Annotated in this window: 15 protein-coding genes; 11 read left to right on the top strand and 4 right to left on the bottom strand. The window is 57.4% G+C overall.

Annotation, left to right across the window (positions count from 1 at the left end):
- Positions 1-75: 75 nt before the first annotated feature.
- Together rpe and O3C79_RS17680 are read left to right on the top strand one after the other, a co-directional pair.
- On the top strand, positions 76-750 hold the full coding sequence (gene rpe / locus O3C79_RS17685) for a ribulose-phosphate 3-epimerase (protein WP_494384160.1): 675 nt from the start codon (positions 76-78) through the stop codon (positions 748-750).
- Positions 750-1,430 (top strand): phosphoglycolate phosphatase, encoded by a 681-nt coding sequence (locus tag O3C79_RS17680; protein ID WP_494384159.1) that lies wholly within the window; start codon positions 750-752, stop codon positions 1,428-1,430. Before rpe ends, O3C79_RS17680 begins: the two co-directional genes overlap by 1 nt.
- Positions 1,431-1,504: 74 nt before the next feature.
- Here O3C79_RS17680 and O3C79_RS17675 read toward each other — a convergent pair whose 3' ends face one another.
- A complete protein-coding gene (locus O3C79_RS17675) occupies positions 1,505-2,095 on the bottom strand; it encodes a malonic semialdehyde reductase (RefSeq protein ID WP_494384158.1) in 591 nt (196 codons plus the stop codon).
- A 369-nt stretch (positions 2,096-2,464) separates the two neighbouring features.
- Between O3C79_RS17675 and O3C79_RS17670 the strand changes: the two genes are divergently transcribed.
- The 3 genes from O3C79_RS17670 to O3C79_RS17660 are packed head-to-tail and all read left to right on the top strand — an operon-like array spanning position 2,465 to position 6,781.
- A complete protein-coding gene (locus O3C79_RS17670; RefSeq protein ID WP_494384157.1) occupies positions 2,465-2,911 on the top strand; it encodes a FecR family protein in 447 nt (148 codons plus the stop codon).
- Positions 2,912-2,916: 5 nt separating this feature from the next.
- The gene (locus O3C79_RS17665) at positions 2,917-3,624 is read left to right on the top strand and encodes an OmpA family protein (protein ID WP_494384156.1); all 708 of its coding nucleotides are present in this window, start codon (positions 2,917-2,919) and stop codon (positions 3,622-3,624) included.
- A 40-nt stretch (positions 3,625-3,664) separates the two neighbouring features.
- Entirely contained in the window at positions 3,665-6,781 is a 3,117-nt protein-coding gene (locus tag O3C79_RS17660) for an HD domain-containing phosphohydrolase (RefSeq protein WP_494384155.1), read from the top strand.
- A gap of 59 nt (positions 6,782-6,840) precedes the next feature.
- On the opposite strand, the gene gatB is transcribed toward O3C79_RS17660, so the two are convergent.
- Genes gatB through gatC form a run of 3 tightly spaced genes read right to left on the bottom strand, consistent with a single transcriptional unit; the run spans position 6,841 to position 10,070 of the window.
- Positions 6,841-8,295: an Asp-tRNA(Asn)/Glu-tRNA(Gln) amidotransferase subunit GatB gene (gene gatB / locus O3C79_RS17655; protein ID WP_494384154.1), complete on the bottom strand. Its 1,455-nt coding sequence runs from the start codon at positions 8,293-8,295 to the stop codon at positions 6,841-6,843.
- A 2-nt stretch (positions 8,296-8,297) separates the two neighbouring features.
- Positions 8,298-9,755 (bottom strand): Asp-tRNA(Asn)/Glu-tRNA(Gln) amidotransferase subunit GatA, encoded by a 1,458-nt coding sequence (gene gatA, locus O3C79_RS17650; RefSeq protein WP_494384153.1) that lies wholly within the window; start codon positions 9,753-9,755, stop codon positions 8,298-8,300.
- A 27-nt stretch (positions 9,756-9,782) separates the two neighbouring features.
- On the bottom strand, positions 9,783-10,070 hold the full coding sequence (gene gatC / locus O3C79_RS17645) for an Asp-tRNA(Asn)/Glu-tRNA(Gln) amidotransferase subunit GatC (protein ID WP_010322878.1): 288 nt from the start codon (positions 10,068-10,070) through the stop codon (positions 9,783-9,785).
- Positions 10,071-10,270: 200 nt separating this feature from the next.
- Here gatC and O3C79_RS17640 point away from each other — a divergent pair, with 200 nt between their 5' ends.
- The 6 genes from O3C79_RS17640 (at position 10,271) to O3C79_RS17615 (ending at position 18,420) form a co-directional block, all read left to right on the top strand.
- Positions 10,271-11,308 (top strand): rod shape-determining protein, encoded by a 1,038-nt coding sequence (locus tag O3C79_RS17640; RefSeq protein ID WP_010322877.1) that lies wholly within the window; start codon positions 10,271-10,273, stop codon positions 11,306-11,308.
- Between the two features lie 119 nt (positions 11,309-11,427).
- Positions 11,428-12,237, top strand: coding sequence for a rod shape-determining protein MreC (gene mreC, locus O3C79_RS17635; RefSeq protein WP_494384152.1), 810 nt, complete (start codon positions 11,428-11,430; stop codon positions 12,235-12,237).
- Positions 12,230-12,718: a rod shape-determining protein MreD gene (gene mreD, locus O3C79_RS17630; RefSeq protein WP_010322875.1), complete on the top strand. Its 489-nt coding sequence runs from the start codon at positions 12,230-12,232 to the stop codon at positions 12,716-12,718. The genes mreC and mreD overlap by 8 nt, the downstream gene beginning before the upstream one ends.
- Before the next feature lie 5 nt (positions 12,719-12,723).
- Entirely contained in the window at positions 12,724-13,311 is a 588-nt protein-coding gene (locus O3C79_RS17625; RefSeq protein ID WP_494384151.1) for a Maf family protein, read from the top strand.
- A 23-nt stretch (positions 13,312-13,334) separates the two neighbouring features.
- Positions 13,335-14,804: a ribonuclease G gene (gene rng / locus O3C79_RS17620; RefSeq protein ID WP_010322873.1), complete on the top strand. Its 1,470-nt coding sequence runs from the start codon at positions 13,335-13,337 to the stop codon at positions 14,802-14,804.
- Between the two features lie 16 nt (positions 14,805-14,820).
- Positions 14,821-18,420, top strand: a complete 3,600-nt coding sequence (locus tag O3C79_RS17615; protein ID WP_494384150.1) for a YhdP family phospholipid transporter — start codon at positions 14,821-14,823, stop codon at positions 18,418-18,420.
- Positions 18,421-18,438: the final 18 nt, after the last annotated feature.

The following is an 18,438-nucleotide window of genomic DNA, read 5'->3' as shown; positions in this document are numbered from 1 at the left end:
GGCTCGCAAGCATTGCTGAATCCGCCGCCTGCCTTGGGTACAATAGCTGCATAATTAACCAGTCAATGAGTTCCCATGGCCGATTTCAAGATTGCTCCCTCCATCCTGTCCGCCGATTTTGCCCGCTTGGGTGAAGAAGTTGAAAACGTACTCGAGGCCGGTGCCGATATTGTCCACTTCGATGTGATGGACAACCATTACGTGCCCAACCTGACTATCGGTCCGATGGTCTGCAAGGCGTTGCGTGACTACGGCATCGAAGCCCCCATCGATGTACACCTGATGGTGAAGCCGGTCGATCATATGATCAGTGAATTCATCAAGGCGGGAGCGTCCTACATCACCTTCCACCCGGAAGCATCCGAACATATCGACCGTTCGCTGCAGATGATCCGTGACGGTGGCTGTAAATCCGGTCTGGTATTCAACCCCGCGACGCCGCTGCATTATCTGGATCATGTTATGGATAAGGTCGATATGATTCTGCTGATGTCCGTAAACCCCGGCTTCGGTGGTCAGAAATTCATTCCAACCACATTGGATAAGCTGCGCCAGGTACGTGAGCGCATCGATGCCAGCGGTCTGGATATTCGTCTGGAAGTGGATGGTGGTGTTGGCATCGGCAATATTGCTGATATCGCAGCGGCAGGGGCTGATACCTTTGTGGCCGGCTCCGCCATCTTTAACACTGATGATTATGCCGCGACCATCGCCCAGATGCGTGCCGAGCTGGCCAAGGCGGCGGACTGATGCGCAATCTGTTTGATGGCGCGTTGCCACAACGGGTGATGTTTGATCTGGATGGCACGCTTGTCGACAGTGCCCTGGACCTGACGGCGGCTGTGGATAACATGCTGCAGGCCATAGGGCGTGGACCTGCCGGTGAAGAGCTTGTGCGCCAGTGGGTAGGTAATGGTGCCCAGGTACTGGTTAAGCGTGCACTCACCGGTGAGATGCACCCGTCTGATGAGTCGCTGGAGCCTGAACTGTTTCAGGCGGCCTTTGAGGTATTTCTGGCGGCATACACCCAGAGCAACGGCCGCTACGCCCGGCTCTATCCAGGGGTTGAAGAACTGTTGATCCACCTGCAGCAGGCGGGTGTTCCCATGGCAGTTGTGACCAACAAGCCAATGGCCTTTACCACCCCCTTGTTGAAGGCGATGAAAATCGAGCAGTACTTCGATCAGGTATTGGGTGGCGACAGTCTGCCGGTAAAAAAACCAGACCCCTTGCCATTGCTGAGCGTGCTTGAGGCAACAGGTTGTGCGCCTGAGCAGGCCTTGATGTTGGGGGATTCGCGTAACGATGTGGACGCGGCCCGTGCCGCCGGCTGTCCGGTGGTGTGTGTCAGTTATGGCTACAACCATGGTGAGTCTGTGGAAAACTGCTCGCCGGATCGGGTTGTGGATAGTTTCGCCGAGCTGATTTGAGTCCCGCCAATTATGCGTAAAGGGGAGGCTGCCGAGCCTCCCTTTTTTGTGCGCGTATCTCTGGCCGACGGGTGTTAAAGAATCTGAGCCGCCTGCTCAAAGCTCAGTCGATCGCCGCGAGGGTGATGGCCGCCTTCAGCGCCGTAGCCCAGATTGACGATAAAGTTTACTTTCCACTGCCCGTCCGGGAAGAAAGTCTTGTTAACCGTTTCGGGATCGAATCCGCTCATGGCACCGGCATCCAGGCCCAGGGCGCGTGCGGCCAGCATCAGGTAGGCACCCTGAAGGGAACTGTTACGAAAGGCAGTCGCTTCAGCGAGTGAATTGTTTTCACGGAACATTGGAGCTGCATCGTATGCCTTGAACTGGGTCGGCAGGTGCTCGTAAAACTCGGTATCCGAGGCGATGATGACCGTAAGAGGAGCCTGTCGGGTTTTCTCGGCATTGCTGTCCATCAGCGCGGGTAACAGTTGCTCGCGTGCTTCGGGGGTACGCAGGAACAGGTAGCGGGCAGGCTGTGTATTCATGGAGGTTGGCCCCCACTTAAGCAGGTTGTACAGCTGTTCAATAGTCTCTTCTGAAATAGCCTGATCAGTAAACTGGTTATAGCTGTGTGCCTGGTAAAAAAGCTGATCAAGTGCGTTCTGGTTCAATGCTGGTTTCACTGAAAATACTCCTGGCCGCAAGGGGAAACGGCGCTGTTCGGTTGAATGTGGATACTTTAGGCGTCTGCTCGCCGTGTAAAAACCGAACCCAATGAACGCTTTTGATCAAAAAAATTGATCACTTCATCTGTCTTGGGCTTACAGGCTCAATCCCTCGTGGTTCTCCTATCTCGGCGACGAATGTGTACAGGTTTTGCTGCACCTGCGAAGAAAAGAGTATGTCAAATTCACAACTCTGTGCTAAACGTTATTCAGGCGTCACCGCGCATCTTTGTGAGTCTTTGTATAACAGTTGACTGCGTCAGAACCGTGCTGTTGCAGCGGCAGCTTCTGTGCCGTTCACCACAAGCGATAATCACGAGGGAAAGTATGATCAAATTTGCAATGTTGCCCTGTTTCTTGATGGTGCTCTGTGCTGCCGTCCCCGCCCAGGCTGAGGAACGAGCCGGGACGTTTAAAGTGGTCAATGGCACGGTGCATGTCGAAAGAGCCGGAGTTACAGAAAATGCTCAAATAGGTGGAGCTCTCATGCAAGGTGACAGGGTAGTAACGGCCCCTGACAGCTTTGCCGGCATAACCCTGAGAGACAATACCCGACTTACGGCCTCTCCTGACTCTACGCTGGTAATTGATGCCTTCAGTTTTGATACTACTACCCATAAGGGCCGGCTCAATGCGAGCCTGAAAAAAGGCAGATTAGCGGTGATATCCGGTCAGTTGGCCAAGGCAAATTCCGAATCGGTGACTTACAACACCGGGAGCATGACAATCGGGGTGCGCGGTACCGAGTTCATTCTTGAAGCAGCCGGGGAGTAAGAGCCATGGATGTGCGTTACAAACAACTGATCGCGTCTGCGCTTGTGTTTGGCTGCCTGAGTTCAGCCCATGCGGGGCAATACTGGACCAGCTCAAATGGTTTGCCGGTGCGTGATACTGCAGGAAACTGTGTTGAACAGGGCGTTCAGGCAAGCACCTTGCAGCCGGGCTGTGATGCCATGAACCGGGTCATACTCTTGCCGGGTGCAAGTGGTGAGGTCGGTGCTGTTGTGGTCATGACTGAGGGCAGCAGCAAAACCCTGAACACGGCTTATGGAGCTGCGTACCAAGGGGCTGAAGGGCAGGTCGAGGAAAGTGCCGCCAGCTCTGAAGAGGTGAGCTCAAGGTTCAGCCAGCTTTTGCAGCAGCAACCCCTGCCAGCCGAGACCTTTACATTGAGGTTCGCATCAGGCTCTGCTACCGAACTGACACCGGACTCTCTTGCCTTGATCCCGCAGTTGTCAGCCGTTCTGGAAGAACGTCATGCTCCGGAAATCAGAATTGTGGGGCATACTGATCGGGTCGGCTCCCTGTTGGCAAATGACCGGCTGTCAAAAAAGAGGGCACAGACGGTGGCGAGGGTGCTGAATGAAAAGGGTATTCCCATGGATATGATGGAGGTCACCGGCCGTGGTGAGCGAGAACCCGAGGTATCCACGGCAGACGGGATAGATGAGCCGCGTAATCGCAGGGTCGAGATCAGCATTCGTTAGCAGGGGCCCGGCTTGCACGGGAAAGAGGACGTAGCCCAGGATGGAAGATGTCAGTCTGACGAACAGCCGGTCGGGGCTGAGGCAGTTACTGGGGGTCGCCAGAGGGCGGCCTTTAGCCATTATTGTGCTGTTGGTAATTGTCATAGTAGAAACCTTACATGCCTTGCCCAAGCCGGTGCTGGAACGCTATCCAGCCTGGCTGGCGCATACTGTAGCGGTTCTGCACTCTCCCTTCGAAGCGGCTCAGGCTGCGTTGTTTGATTCCTACCAGCAATTTTCACCGCGCGAACCCCTAAGTCAGCCGGTTACGGTCATTGCCATTGACGAAAAAAGCCTGCAAAAATTTGGCCAATGGCCCTGGCCACTGGATGTCCTGGCCAAACTGGTAAATACCCTCGACTTCTATGAACCTGCTGCCATCGGGTTGGATTTCTACATGCCCGAGCCGGATCAGAACTCGATCGAAAAGTTGGCCAGCCGCCTGGCACCGGAGCAAACGTATCTACTTAATGAGCTGAATGCATTGCCCTCCAGTGATTTTCAGCTATCCATTGCCTTGAGTAGCACACGCTCGGTACTGGCGGCTGCCGGCTTCGGGTTTTCTACCTACACCACGACAGACCAACTCTTTACGATACCAATTAGCACTCAAGGAGCTAATCCGCTTCCGTTTGTCACTGATTACCCACAGGTACTGGCTAGTTTGCCAGAGTTGCAGCAGGCTGCTGCAGGTCAGGCCCTGCTGAGCGTACCGGGGACATCGGGGCCGGTCAGAAAGCTGGCGCTGATCATGGCAGTGAATGGTGAGCTGGTGCCAACGCTGGCGCTGGAAATGTTCCGTGTCGCAACCTATTCGGAAGCCATTGAAGTGACCTCAAGCCGCACGGGGGTGGATGAGGTCAGGGTCGCGGACCTTGCCATTAGCCCCCAGCACAACACGGATGTCTGGTTGCACTACGCCCCGATTGCAACCACGGCGGCACGCTATCTCTCCGCGTCTGACTTGTTCAGCGGCAATTTTGACCCGGTCATGCTGGAGAACAAGCTGATACTGGTCGGTCTGACAGGGGCTGGTCTGTCGGATATGCGTTTTACATCACTGGGTGAGCAGGTGCCCGGTGTGGAGATCCATGCCCAGCTGGTTGAGTCCCTGTTTGATGGCTCCCTGCTTATGCGGCCTGGCTGGATGCCTTGGATGGAAATCCTGCTGGTAGCATCCGCCGGTCTGCTGCTGATCTGGTTTGCGCCCCGGCCTGAAAGTTGGGTCGGGGCGATGTTGAAGCTCCATCCTGCCTTGAGTTTGAGCGCTGTTCTTGTGTTTGCAGCACTAATGATGGGGCTTGGATATTTTGCTTTCTGGTCATGGGGTATTCTTTTCTCGGCGACCAGTGTGGTGATTGGCAGTTCGCTGGTGCTGGGGATTTTTATTATCAACACTTTGTTGGATAACCTGGGTGAAGCCCAATCACGGCTGGCGCGATTGGTTCAGAACGGGATTGCGCTGGCGCGAGTGCATGACCGTGACTCCCTTCTGGCAATGACACTGGATGGTGTGGATGAAATTACCCATTTTGAAGCCTCGGTAATTTTATTGAAGTCTGAAGATAATCATCTGTCTGCCGTACATCAACGAGGGTTGCAAGCCGAGTGGGAAGAGGTGGTTGATTTACAATCGGCCAGTGAGCAGCCAGGCGTTTTAGGGCGTGCCTTTGCCGAAGCGGGCCTGATTCAATTGAACACCGGGAGTAGCGAGCTGCAGGAACCGCGCTGGTCCGGGCTGGAAACCTGTTCAGGCAAGCGGATACGCTCCCTGTTGGTAGTGCCCATGCTGCTCTCGGATAAATCGGTGGGTGGCGTTGTCGTGTTGATGAATGCACTCGATCCCATTAGTGGCGATGTGGTCAACTTTGATCCGAAAAATGAGCATTTTGTCGATGCGCTGGCCACGCAAACGGCGGTGGTGATCGAGAACCAGGACCTGGTCGAGGCTCAGGAAAAAATGCTGGACGCCATGATCAAGATGGTCGCCGGTGCCATTGATGCCAAAAGCCCTTACACGGGTGGCCACTGTGAGCGGGTGCCGGAACTGGCCATCATGTTGTGCAAGGCTGCCAACCAGGCACGCGAGGGTGCTTTGGCGGACTTTGCCCTGACGACCGAGGATGAGTGGCGGGAGTTTACTATTGCCGCCTGGTTGCATGACTGTGGCAAGGTAACCACGCCTGAGCATGTTGTGGATAAGTCCACCAAGCTGGAAACCATCTATAACCGCATTCATGAGGTACGCACCCGTTTTGAAGTTTTGCTCAGAGATGCAGAGATTGCGCGGCTGGAGGCTATCCATGAGCAGGGTGTCGAGCCGGAAAAGGCGCACCGGATTTTTACTTCACGCAAACAGCAGTTGCTGGACGACTTTGCCTTTCTGGCCATGTGTAACGAGGGCGGTGAGTTTCTCGAGCAGGACAAGATTGACCGGATTCATGCCATTGGCAGCCAGACCTGGACGCGCCATTTCGATAACCGCCTGGGCTTGTCCCAGGATGAGCGCAGTCGCCTGGATAGTGAGGAGGCGCAGGCGCTTCCGGCCACTGAAACCTTGCTGAGTGATCGACCCGAGCATCTGGTTGAGCGACCACCAACTGCGGCACTGGATGAAAAGTTCGGCTTTAAAATGGAGATCCCCGAATACCTGTACAACCACGGCGAGCTGCATAATCTGGTGATTAGCCGCGGGACGCTGACAGCCGAAGAGCGCTTCAAGATCAACGAGCATATCATCCAGACGATCTTCATTCTGGAGCAGATGCCATTCCCGACCAATCTGAGCCGGATTCCGGAAATTGCCGGTGGGCATCACGAAACTCTGATCGGCACCGGCTACCCGCGTAAATTGACCAAGGATGAGCTGTCGGTCCCGGCCCGGATTATGGCCATTGCCGATATATTCGAAGCGCTGACTGCATCCGATCGTCCTTACAAGAAAGCCAAAACCCTGTCCGAGTCGATCCGTATTCTAAGCTTCTTCAAGAAGGATCAGCACATCGATCCGGATCTGTTCGATCTGTTCCTCACCTCCGGCATCTACAAGCAGTATGCGGAACGCTTTCTCAGCGAAGATCAGATCGACGAGGTGGATATCAGCCAGTATCTGGGGTGATTCAGGCATAAAAAAGCCGGCTTCAGGAGCCGGCTTTAGGTGTGATTAATCCACAGAGGTTAGTCGCAAAGCGCGTCCAGCTTCTGCTTGAGAATACCGGTAACGGCACCCGGGTTGGCCTTGCCGCCGGTGGCTTTCATCACCTGGCCCATAAAGAAACCGATCATCTTGCCACGCTTGTCCGGCTCGGCCGCCTTGTACTGCTCGACCTGCTTCTCTGAGTTGGCGATCACTTCGTCGACGATCTTCTCGATAGCACCGGTGTCGGTGACCTGTTTCAGGCCTTCGGCTTCGATGATCTCGTCAGCTGTGCCGCCCTTGCTCCACATCAGCTCGAACACCTTCTTGGCGATGTTGCCGGAGATGGTGTTGTCCTTGATGCGGACCAGCAGGCCGCCGAGCTGTTCGGCAGAGACCGGGCTGTCCTTGATATCGGTGTCGTTCTGGTTGAGGAACTTGGCCAGCTCACCCATCACCCAGTTGGCGGACAGCTTGGTGTCACCGGACAGCTTCACTACCTGCTCGTAGTAGTCGGCCTGGGCGCGGTAAGCCGAGAGGACGCCGGCGTCGTATTCGGACAGGCTGTACTCGCTGATGAAGCGCTCACGACGTGCGTCCGGCAGTTCCGGCAGGGTTTCGCGGATCGCTTCGATGTAGCTGTCATCGATGATGACCGGCAGCAGGTCCGGGCAGGGGAAGTAACGGTAATCGTTGGCTTCTTCCTTGGAGCGCATGCTGCGGGTTTCGTTTTTGTCCGGGTCGTACAGGCGGGTTTCCTGCACTACGGTACCGCCGTCTTCGATCAGGTCGATCTGACGTGCCACTTCGGTATCGATGGCGCGTTCGATAAAGCGGAAGGAGTTGATGTTCTTCAGCTCGGTACGGGTACCCAGCTTCTCCTCGCCTTTCGGACGGATGGAAACGTTACAGTCACAGCGCATGGAGCCTTCGGCCATGTTACCGTCGCAGATGCCCAGCGTGGTCACAATCGCGTGGATCTTGCGCGCGTAGGCAGCCGCTTCCTTGGAAGAACGCATATCCGGCTCGGATACGATCTCCACCAGCGGGGTGCCGGCACGGTTAAGGTCGATACCGGACATGCCGTGGAAGTCTTCATGCAGAGACTTGCCCGCATCTTCTTCCAGGTGGGCGTGATGCAGACCAACCCGGCGCTGAACGCCATCGTCGGTTTCGATATCAACAAAGCCAGGGCCGACGATCGGCTCGGCCAGCTGAGTGGTCTGGTAGCCCTTGGGCAGGTCCGGGTAGAAGTAGTTCTTGCGCTCGAATACTGAACGCTTGCCGATCTCGGCATTCACCGCCAGGCCGAACATGACGGCCATGCGCAGGGCGTTTTCGTTGAACACCGGCAGAGTGCCCGGCAGGGCCAGATCAACGGCACAGGCCTGGGTGTTCGGCTCGGCACCAAAAGCGGTGCTGGCGCCGGAGAAGATCTTGGTTTTGGTCGACAGCTGGACGTGAATCTCCAGGCCGATAACAACTTCCCATTCCATGATTACACCTCCACTCCGGCCGGGATCTGTTTATGCCAGTCAGTTGCCTGCTGGAACTGGTGCGCCACGTTGAGCAGCCTGGACTCGGCAAAGTAGTTGCCGATGATCTGCAGACCCACCGGCAGACCATTGCTCTGGCCGCAGGGTACGGAGATGCCCGGCAGGCCCGCCAGGTTCAGTGACAATGTGAAGATATCTTCCATGTACATGGAGACCGGATCGCTGCTCTTCTCGCCCAGCTTGAAAGCAGTCTGTGGCGTAGTCGGGCCCATAATGACATCAACATCGTTGAGCACGTTGACGAAATCCTGCTGGATCATGCGACGGATCTGCTGTGCCTTGTTGTAGTAGGCGTCGTAGTAGCCGGCGGACAGGGCGTAAGTACCGACCATGATGCGGCGCTTCACTTCGGCACCGAAGCCTTCGCCACGGCTGCGTTTGTACAGGTCTTCCAGGTCGACCGGGTCTTCACAGCGGTAGCCGTAGCGCACGCCGTCAAAACGGGACAGGTTGGAAGAGGCTTCAGCCGGGGCCAGGATGTAGTAGGCCGGGATACACAGCTCGGTGTTGGGCAGGCTGACTTCTTTTACAGTTGCACCCAGTTTTTCAAATTCTGCCACGGCATTGCGCACCTGCTCGGCGACGCCAGCGTCCAGCGCATCGGAGAAATACTCCTTGGGCAGACCGACCTTCAGGCCGGCCAGCGGCTGGTTCAGCTCGGCGGTGTAGTCTTCCATGTCGCGCTCGGCGCTGGTGGAGTCCATGGGATCAAAACCGGCCATGGCATTCAGAATCATGCCGCAGTCTTCAGCGGTCTGGGCCATGGGACCTGCCTGGTCCAGTGAAGAGGCAAAGGCGATCATGCCGTAGCGGGAGACGCGACCATAGGTCGGCTTCAGGCCAGTGATACCACAGAGCGCAGCCGGCTGACGGATGGAGCCACCGGTGTCGGAACCGGTCGCGGCCGGGGTCAGGCGCGCTGCCACGGCGGCCGCAGAACCACCGGAGGAACCGCCCGGCACACAATCAGTGTTCCAGGGGTTGCGGGCCGAGCCATAGAAACTGCTCTCGTTGGAGGAGCCCATGGCGAATTCGTCCATGTTCAGCTTGCCCAGCGTCACGGTGCCGGCATTTTTCAGGCGGCTGACGATGGTCGCGTCGTACGGGGAAACGAAGTTATCCAGCATTTTGGAAGCGCTGGAGGTGCGTACGCCCTGGGTACAGAAGAGGTCCTTGTGTGCGATCGGCAGACCGCACAGAGCACCGCCGTTGCCGGCCGCACGGGCTTCGTCGGCGGCCTTGGCCTGGGCCAGTGCCTGTTCTTCAGTAACAGTAATGAAAGCGTTGTACTGGCTGTCCAGCGCGTTGATACGCTGCAGGTAGGCCTGCGTCAGCTCGGTGCTGCTGTAGTCGCCGCGCTCCAGCCCCTGGGCCAGCTCGGCAAGTGTTTTGTCAAACATGTCAGTGTCCTTGAACCTGAAGGCGGATTATTCGATGACTTTGGGTACCAGGAAGAGACCTTCCTCGGTGGCCGGAGCCACGGCTTGCAGGGCTTCACGCTGGTTGACCTCGGATACTTCGTCAGCGCGCAGGCGCTGCACGGCGTCCAGAGGGTGTGCCAGGGGTTCAACACCGTCGGTATTGGTGGCCTGCATCTGATCCACCAGGTTCAGGATGCTGTTTAATGAATCGCTATAGCTGTCGATATCGGCCGCGTCGATCTGCAGGCGTGCCAGATGAGCTATCTGTTCCACTTCGGATCGGTCCAGTGACATAGGTCCGCTTCTCGCTCTGATCAGTCTGTCCGCTGAAGGCTGGCTGAATGCCACAGGCCCCGCAGCGATTGAATTTGGAAAGGGTGAATGGCGCATAAGATAGCATGTTTGTACCTTGCCCAAAATCCCTGCCGTTGTTAGAGTTGTTTGCTTTTAGGCTTGTCACCACTTCAGCCAATTTCAGGGTATCTACAGTCAGCATGTTCAAGAAAATTAGAGGCATGTTCTCAAGTGATCTTTCCATCGATCTGGGAACAGCCAACACACTGATCTACGTACGTGATCGTGACATCGTCCTGGACGAACCTTCCGTAGTGGCCATTCGCGTCAACGGCAACCAGAAGTCTGTTGCCGCCGTTGGTTCAGACGCCAAACGCATGCTGGGCCGTACGCCGGGCAATATTACGGCCATCCGCCCGATGAAAGATGGCGTGATTGCCGACTTCCATGTAACCGAAAAGATGCTGCAGTATTTCATCAGCAAGGTGCATGACAACAGCTTCATGACACCCAGCCCGCGTGTGCTGGTGTGTGTGCCCTGCAAATCCACCCAGGTTGAACGTCGTGCCATCAAGGAATCGGCCATAGGTGCCGGTGCCCGCGAGGTGTACCTGATTGAAGAGCCGATGGCTGCAGCCATCGGTGCCGGCCTGCCGGTAGAGGAAGCCAGCGGCTCCATGGTGGTGGATATCGGTGGTGGTACCACTGAAATTGCGGTGATTTCCCTCAACGGTATCGTTTACGCCGAGTCTGTGCGTGTCGGTGGTGACCGCTTCGATGAAGCGATCGTCACCTACGTGCGCCGCAACTACGGCAGCCTGATTGGCGATGCGACTGCCGAGCGTATCAAACAGGAGATCGGCTCTGCCTATCCGTCCAGCGAAGTGCTGGAGATCGATGTGCGTGGTCGTAACCTGGCCGAAGGTATCCCGCGCAGTTTTGCTCTCAACAGCAACGAAATTCTCGAAGCCCTGCAGGAGCCGCTGTCGGCCATCGTGCAGTCGGTGAAAAGCGCGCTGGAACAGTGCCCGCCCGAGCTGGCGGCCGATATCGCCGAGCACGGCATCGTGCTGACTGGTGGTGGCGCGCTGCTGCGTAACATTGATCGTCTGGTCAGCGAAGAGACCGGCCTGCCGGTGATCGTCGCCGAAGACCCGCTGACCTGTGTCGCCCGTGGCGGCGGCAAGGCGCTGGAAATGCTGGACAAGCAGTCGTTCGAACTACTGACCTACGAGTAACGGCATGCTGCCCTGGCTGTTTTTGACTGTCTGCGGTCAAGGGTATCGCCTGACGAGCGCTCAGGAGGTGCGGTATTAAACCGATCTTCCGAGGTGGTCGACCGCGTCGTCTGTTCATTTTGCTGTGTCTGCTGGCCATTCTGTTAATGGTGGCAGATCTGCATTGGCCGCGCATGAAGGAAGGCCGTGCCTGGTTGTCACTGGTGACTACCCCTCTGCAGTGGGTGGTGGATATTCCTGCGCGTGTGGCAGACAGCCTTTCCGGTGTGGTGGTCAACCGTGCCAGTCTGGTGCGTGAAAACGAAACCCTCAAATCCGAAGCGATGATTCTGGAGCGCAAGGTACAGCAGATGGCTGCCTTGACTGCGGAAAACATCCGTCTGCGTGAACTGCTCAAGGCCGGTGAACGCCTTAACCCGCCCAGTCGTCTGGTGGAGCTGATCGGTGTGAATCCTGATCCCTTCCAACATCAGGTGATCCTTAATCAGGGCCTGGAAGATCAGGTGTTTGTCGGCCAACCGGTGCTGGATGCCGGTGGCGTGATGGGGCAGGTGGTGAACCTGTCACACTATACCAGCCGTGTGATGCTGATTACCGATGCACGCTCTGCGGTCCCGGTTGAGATCAACCGTAACGGTTTTCGGGGCATTGCTCTGGGCAAGGGCACGCTGGGTGAGCTGGAAATGGAGCACATCCCTGATACCGCGGATATCCAGCAGGGCGATCTGCTGGTGACCTCCGGACTGGGCGGTCGTTTCCCGCGCGGCTATCCGGTTGCCCGTGTGGTTGAAGTGATTCGTGACCCCGGTCGCCCGTTCAAGCTGATCAAGGCTGAGCCCACCGCGCGCCTCGACCGCAGTCGATACCTGCTGTTGGTCGATTACCGTTCCGAACTGTCTCAGATCCCGGCGGAGTCTGAGCATGAGTGATGAGTCGCGCGGCGGCGGCATGATCATCTTCGCCACCTTCCTCGTCGGGATGGTGCTGAGCCAGATGCCATTGCCGGACATGCTGGTATGGGCGCGGCCTGAATGGGTGGTGCTGATTCTGATCTACTGGGTGATGGCGTTGCCGCACCGTGTAGGCATGGGCAGTGCCTTTGCCATTGGCGTGCTGTTGGATGTGGTGCGTGGCAGTGTACTGGGCCTGAGTGCCCTGTCACTGACGTTGATCGCTTTCCTGGTGCTGTTGCTCTACAAGCGTTTACGCATGTTCCCGCTGTGGCAGCAATCCTTCATGGTGCTGGTGCTGGTGGGGATCAATCAGCTGCTGTTCCACTGGATGCAGAGCATGACCGGCACCACCGGAAACTCCCTGCTGTTCCTGCTGCCCTCACTGGTCAGTGCGCTGGTATGGCCCTGGCTGTTTCTGTTATTGCGCGCCACTCGACACACTTTCTATCTGAAATAATGCCTATGTCCACATTGATTCTGGCTTCGGCCTCACCACGACGACGTGAATTGTTAAAGCAGATCGGGGTGAGGTTTGAGTGCCGCCCGGTGGATATTGATGAAACCCCCATGCCAGCGGAGTCGCCGGCTGATTATGTGACCAGGCTGGCACTTGAGAAGGCGCGTGCCTGCCAGCAGCTGATGGGCTCTGATGCCGTCTACCTTGGCTCCGATACTACGGTGACTCTGGATAACCATATTCTCGGCAAACCCGAGAATGAGGATGATGCGGTACGCATGCTGATGCACCTGTCAGGGCGCAGGCATCAGGTGATGACATCGGTAGCGCTGGTACAGGGTGAGCGAGAAGTGGTGGAGACCGTGATCACCGAGGTGGAGTTTCAGCCACTGAATGAAGATCAATGCCGGGCCTATTGGCATACCGGCGAACCTGCCGACAAGGCAGGTGCCTACGGGATTCAAGGAATGGGTGCCGTATTTGTCAGCCGCATGGAAGGCAGTTACTCTGCAGTAGTCGGGTTACCATTGATGGAAACAGCCCGCCTGCTTGGATCATTTGCAGTACCGATCTGGCATGCCCCCGCAACCTGAGAGAGCAGCAAGAGGAAGAATGGATGGGTGAGGAGATCCTGATCAATTTCACACCGATGGAAACGCGTGTGGCAGTGATCGAAAACGGCATGCCCCAGGAAATCTACGTCGAACGCGCCAAGCGACGGGGGATTGTCGGTAACATTTATCAAGGCAAAGTGGTGCGTGTGCTACCCGGTATGCAGGCCGCATTTGTCGATATCGGTCTCGAACGTGCCGCGTTCATCCATGTGGATGAAGTCATCGATCAGACCATGGCGGCCGAGCAACGCAGCGCAACCTCCATCGCGCAGGTGTTGCGTGAAGGCCAAAGTCTTTTGGTGCAGGTTACAAAGGACCCGATTGGCACCAAGGGTGCGCGTCTGACCACGCATATATCCATTCCCTCGCGGTATCTCGTCCTGATGCCGGGCAGCAGTCATATCGGTGTATCCCAGCGTATCGAAGACGGTGCCGAGCGTGAGCGCTTGCGCGGGCTGATGCAAACGCTGGTACCGGAAGAGAATAATTCACCGGACTGGGGTGTCATCCTGCGTACAGTGGCCGAGGGCGTCACCGAGGTGGAGCTTGAATCGGATCTGCAGTTCCTGCGCCGCCTGTGGGAATCCATTCGTCAGAAAATCAAACAGGTCAAGGCACCGGCGATCGTCTACGAAGACCTGCCGCTCAACATGCGTGCCCTGCGTGATATGGCGCATTCCGGGGTTGAGCGCATTCGTATCGACTCCCGTGAAACCTTCCAGCGTGCCCACAGCTTTGTCAAAGCGCTGGTACCCGAGATTGAAAGCAAGCTGGAGTACTACCCCGGCGAACGCCCGATCTTTGACATGTTCAATGTCGAAGAAGAGATGCAGAAGGCACTTGGCCGCAAGGTTGAGTTGAAATCCGGCGGCTATCTGATTTTCGACCAGACCGAAGCCATGACCACCGTGGATGTGAACACGGGTGCCTTTGTCGGTCATCGCAACCTGGAAGAAACCATCTTCAAGACCAACCTGGAAGCGGCTACGGCGATTGGTCGTCAGCTGCGCCTGAGAAATCTGGGCGGCATCATCATTATCGACTTCATCGATATGGAAGATCCCGACCATCAGCGTCAGGTGCTGCGTACCCTGGAGCGGGTGCTGGAGAAGGACCATGCCAAGTGCAAGGTCACGGGTGTGTCCGAGCTGGGACTGGTGGAGATGACGCGCAAGCGCACCCGCGAAAGCCTGGAGCAGGTGCTCTGTGAGTCCTGTACCCACTGCCAGGGCCGGGGTTCGCTGAAAACACCGGAAACGGTCTGCTACGAAATATTCCGTGAGATCCTGCGTCAGCACCGCGCCTATGATACCGAAACCTATCTGGTGCTGGCGGCGCAGTCCGTGGTGGATCATTTGCTGGATGAAGTCTCGGACCACGTGGCGGAACTGGAGGACTTTATCGGCAAGACGGTGCGTTTCCAGGTGGAACCGCTGTATACGCCGGAACAATACGACGTTGTGTTGCGCTGAGTAGGGTTCTGGCAGGATGCGTCGACACCTGAGTCGGGCCTGGTGGGCTTTTCTGCTGATGCTTTTGCTGTGCGCGCTGCTGCTGACGGGTGCGCGCCTGCTGCTGAACAATGTCGACCATTTCCGGCCACAGATTCAGGACTATCTGGCCCAGCGCCTGGGGATCGAACTTGAGATCGGGCAGCTGGAGGGGCGCTGGAGCCGTGCCTACCCGGTGATTCAGGTCCGTGACATCCGCATGCGTGCCGGTGCCGACACTGGGCCGGAAGGGTATCTGGCACTGGAGCAGGTAACCCTGGAGTTTGATCCTTTCGGGTCGCTGATGTCCTGGCTGCCCATCTTTCAGCGTTTTGAAGTCAGTGGTGTCGTAGGGCGCTGGCACCAGCGTGCCGGCAGCTGGCTGCATCGCCCCGGGGCTTCACCTCAACAGCCTGATTCAGGCATGTCGGCCAGTGGCTGGCAAACCCTTTCCCGCCTGCTGCTGAGCCAACCCTATGCCTTGATCAAGGATGTAGAGCTGGTACTGATTCCCCAGCAGGGACGCCCTCTGGTGGTGTCTCCTGCCGACCTTGAGCTGGAGAACGCGCGTCAGGAGCACCGTCTCAGTGGCGCGGTGCGGATGCCCCAGCTGGGTGAGCAAACCGAAATCGACTTTATCCTTGAAGCCTCCGACCTCAGTGAAGCAGATCCCCTGGGGGCGCATTATCAAGGCTATCTGGATATTCGCCAATTGGGCCCGCAGCTGGTACAGGTGCTGCAGCCTGAGTGGGGACTGCAGGGAATGCAACTGGATACCCGTGTCTGGGTCGAATTCAACCGCCATCAATTGCAGCAAGCCCAGGCCCGTATCAACCTGACTGAGCTGGCGTTGGATAAGCCCTGGCCGTTGCCGCAAACCCTTGCTGCCATGCTGAGCCTGCAACCGCAGGCGCGGGGCTATCAATTGCAGGCCACTGATTTGACCTGGTCCAGTGCCGGTAAGGTTGTATCGGTACCCAAGCTGGTGCTGCACAACCCTCTGGTGGACAAGGGTCTGCCACAAACACTGGACCTGGGAATCTCTTCGCTTGACCTGGCGGCGCTGGGGCAGTGGCTTGCAGCGGCCAGCCCGGATGAAAGCCTGGCCGCTCGGCTGGCAACACAGCTGGCACCGGCGGGTGAACTGCATAATCTGGTGTTGCGCAAGGCCGCTGACCAGCCCTGGTCTGAATTCGAATTGATTGCTGACCTGGACCAGGTGCAGGTGGAAGCCTGGCGGGGTGCGCCTGGGCTTCGTGGTGTTTCCGGTCGGCTGGAGGCCAGTCCTGGCGGAGGACGTATCGACCTGGCCAGTGACAACTTTGCCATGCACTTCCCCATGCTGTATCCGGATGGCTGGAATTATCAAAAGGCAAAAGGACGTGTGAGCTGGACGTTGCATGAGACAGGGGTGCTGGTAAACAGTGAGCGGCTCCAGCTGCAGGACCAGTCTGTGCAAGCGTCCGGGCGTTTCAGTATTGATCTGCCGTTTGACCGGGAAGAGCAGGCCGAGCTGACGCTGATGATCGGCATGACTGACAGCGATGGCCTGCAGGCGCCGGTATATACGCCGGAACGTGAAGTGGGTGCGGGCCTGCACCGCTGGCTTAAACAGGCCATTCAGTCAGGGCGTCTGCGTCAGGGCGGCCTGCTACTGCGAACGGGAACCCGTAAACTGGCAACGCCAAGACGGCCGGTGGTGCAGTTGTTCTTCGATATTGAAGAGGCCGCGTTGGCCTATCAGCCCGGCTGGCCGGCACTGGAGCAGGCCGATGTGTTCCTGATGGTGCGCGATGGTGGCCTGGTGGTCAATATTGGCCAGGCACGTCTGCTTAATTCCGATGTTACCTCCGGCTGGGCGTATCTGCCTCCGGGCAGCCGCGAGCTCCAGGTTGAAACCCGCTTAAGTGGGCCGGCCGAGGATGTGGATTATCTGCTCAAAAACACCCCGTTGGCGCAACAGTTGGGTGAGGGTATTAAACCCTGGCAGCTGACTGAAGGTGCAACTACGCTGCGTCTGGGACTCGATATCCCCCTGCGCGAACAGGTGCCGCCCAAGGTCCGAGTGGCTGCGCAACTCGAGGGTGTGCGGCTGGCGTCCGAACGCATCGGTATTGCCGTGACGGATATTAAGGGGGATGTGCGTTTTTCCAGCGCCAAAGGCTTGAGTGCCGAAGGGCTTAACGGTGTGTTCCTGGAGCAGCCGGTGACGGCTCAGATTGAGGCGGTTGGGCCCGGTCAGCAACGTCTGCATTTGCTTGGCCAAACCCCTGTGCCGGCTTTGCAAAACTGGCTGGAGTGGCCGGCATTGGCGCTGGCTGAAGGCGACGTCAAATGGCAGGCCGAGCTGGATCTGTGTGTAGAAGCCGAGTGCTCCGGGTTACGCCTGACATCAGATCTACAGGGTGTTGAGCTGGCCTTGCCCGGACGGTTGAAAAAATCACCCGAGCAGTTGGCTCCCCTGTCACTGGCCTTTGGTTTGCAGCCGTCTTTTCAGCTGCGTGACGGCCGTATGCAGTTACCGGTGCGTGCTGATGAAGAGACGATGCAGTTGGAGCTGAAGGGCAGTACAGATGCAGCAGTGGCAGTTAATTTGGCGCACCGCTTGGCGAAGGGGGCGGTACGCATTGCACCGGAAATGCCGGTAGCGGTGGATTTGGAGCACCTGCAGCTGGACCTTGTTCGTGATATGCCCGCTTCTGTTGCCGCATCCGGTGTGCCTGAGTCTGAGCAGGCGGCCGGCAGGCAGGGCTATGAAAGCATAAATGCCTCTCAACTTCCGGCCATGGATATCGCGATTAGCCACCTGGATCTGGGTGAGAAACCGTTGGGTGACTGGCGTTTCCATCTGCGTCCACATGACAAGGGGTTGAGTATCCGGCAGCTGGAAGCGCACCTCGAGCAGGTAATCCTGAACGGTGAGCTGCATTGGCGGCAGCACCAGACAGCCCCGGAAACCCTTTTGCAGTTGAATCTGGCGGCGGATGATATTGGCCGCTTGCTGCAACAATGGGGCTACGGGCGTGTGCTGGAAAGCAGTGAGGTCAAGGGTGCTTTGGCGCTGAATTGGCCGGGCGCACCCTGGGCGTTTTCGTTAGCGGATATCAACGGTGAGTTTGAATTCGAGACCGGGCAGGCACGCTTGATCGAAACCGCCGAAACCAGCAACTTCCTGCGCGTGTTTGGCATTTTGAACTTCAACTCGCTGGCGCGGCGATTGCGACTGGATTTCAGCGATCTGCTGCAAAAAGGGGTCAGCTTCGACCGCATCAAGGGGCATTATGCCATCGAGCAGGGCGTCGCCCGGACCGAATCACCTCTGACGCTGGAAGGGCCTTCTGCCAATATGTCGCTTAGCGGTCAGGTGGACTTGGGCACGCGGGAGCTGGATCAGGCGGTCGAGGTTGCGCTTCCGCTCAGCAGTAATGCGCCCTTTGCCGCGATTCTGCTGGGGGCGCCCCAGGTTGCAGGGGCGGCGTTTGTCATCGACAAGCTGATAGGGGACCAGCTGCAGCGCTTTACCAGCTTGCGTTACACCTTGAAAGGGGACTGGAACGACCCCGAATTCAAGCTGCAGCCCACCCAATCAGCGCCCTGAGCGGGCAGGTTGAGGCTG

This window comes from Marinobacterium sp. NO-S09, assembly GCF_059179545.1.
Note: the sequence above shows the minus strand (reverse complement) of the source record. Positions and strands in the feature narration are given on the sequence as shown.

Coding starts and splice junctions, on each gene's coding strand:
- rng (WP_010322873.1), top strand. CDS start 13,335: ATGGGTGAGGAGATCCTGATCAATTTCACACCGATGGAAACGCGTGTG.
- O3C79_RS17680 (WP_494384159.1), top strand. CDS start 750: ATGCGCAATCTGTTTGATGGCGCGTTGCCACAACGGGTGATGTTTGAT.
- O3C79_RS17660 (WP_494384155.1), top strand. CDS start 3,665: ATGGAAGATGTCAGTCTGACGAACAGCCGGTCGGGGCTGAGGCAGTTA.
- O3C79_RS17615 (WP_494384150.1), top strand. CDS start 14,821: ATGCGTCGACACCTGAGTCGGGCCTGGTGGGCTTTTCTGCTGATGCTT.
- rpe (WP_494384160.1), top strand. CDS start 76: ATGGCCGATTTCAAGATTGCTCCCTCCATCCTGTCCGCCGATTTTGCC.
- O3C79_RS17640 (WP_010322877.1), top strand. CDS start 10,271: ATGTTCAAGAAAATTAGAGGCATGTTCTCAAGTGATCTTTCCATCGAT.
- mreD (WP_010322875.1), top strand. CDS start 12,230: ATGAGTGATGAGTCGCGCGGCGGCGGCATGATCATCTTCGCCACCTTC.
- O3C79_RS17665 (WP_494384156.1), top strand. CDS start 2,917: ATGGATGTGCGTTACAAACAACTGATCGCGTCTGCGCTTGTGTTTGGC.
- O3C79_RS17625 (WP_494384151.1), top strand. CDS start 12,724: ATGTCCACATTGATTCTGGCTTCGGCCTCACCACGACGACGTGAATTG.
- gatC (WP_010322878.1), bottom strand. CDS start 10,070: ATGTCACTGGACCGATCCGAAGTGGAACAGATAGCTCATCTGGCACGC.
- O3C79_RS17670 (WP_494384157.1), top strand. CDS start 2,465: ATGATCAAATTTGCAATGTTGCCCTGTTTCTTGATGGTGCTCTGTGCT.
- gatB (WP_494384154.1), bottom strand. CDS start 8,295: ATGGAATGGGAAGTTGTTATCGGCCTGGAGATTCACGTCCAGCTGTCG.
- gatA (WP_494384153.1), bottom strand. CDS start 9,755: ATGTTTGACAAAACACTTGCCGAGCTGGCCCAGGGGCTGGAGCGCGGC.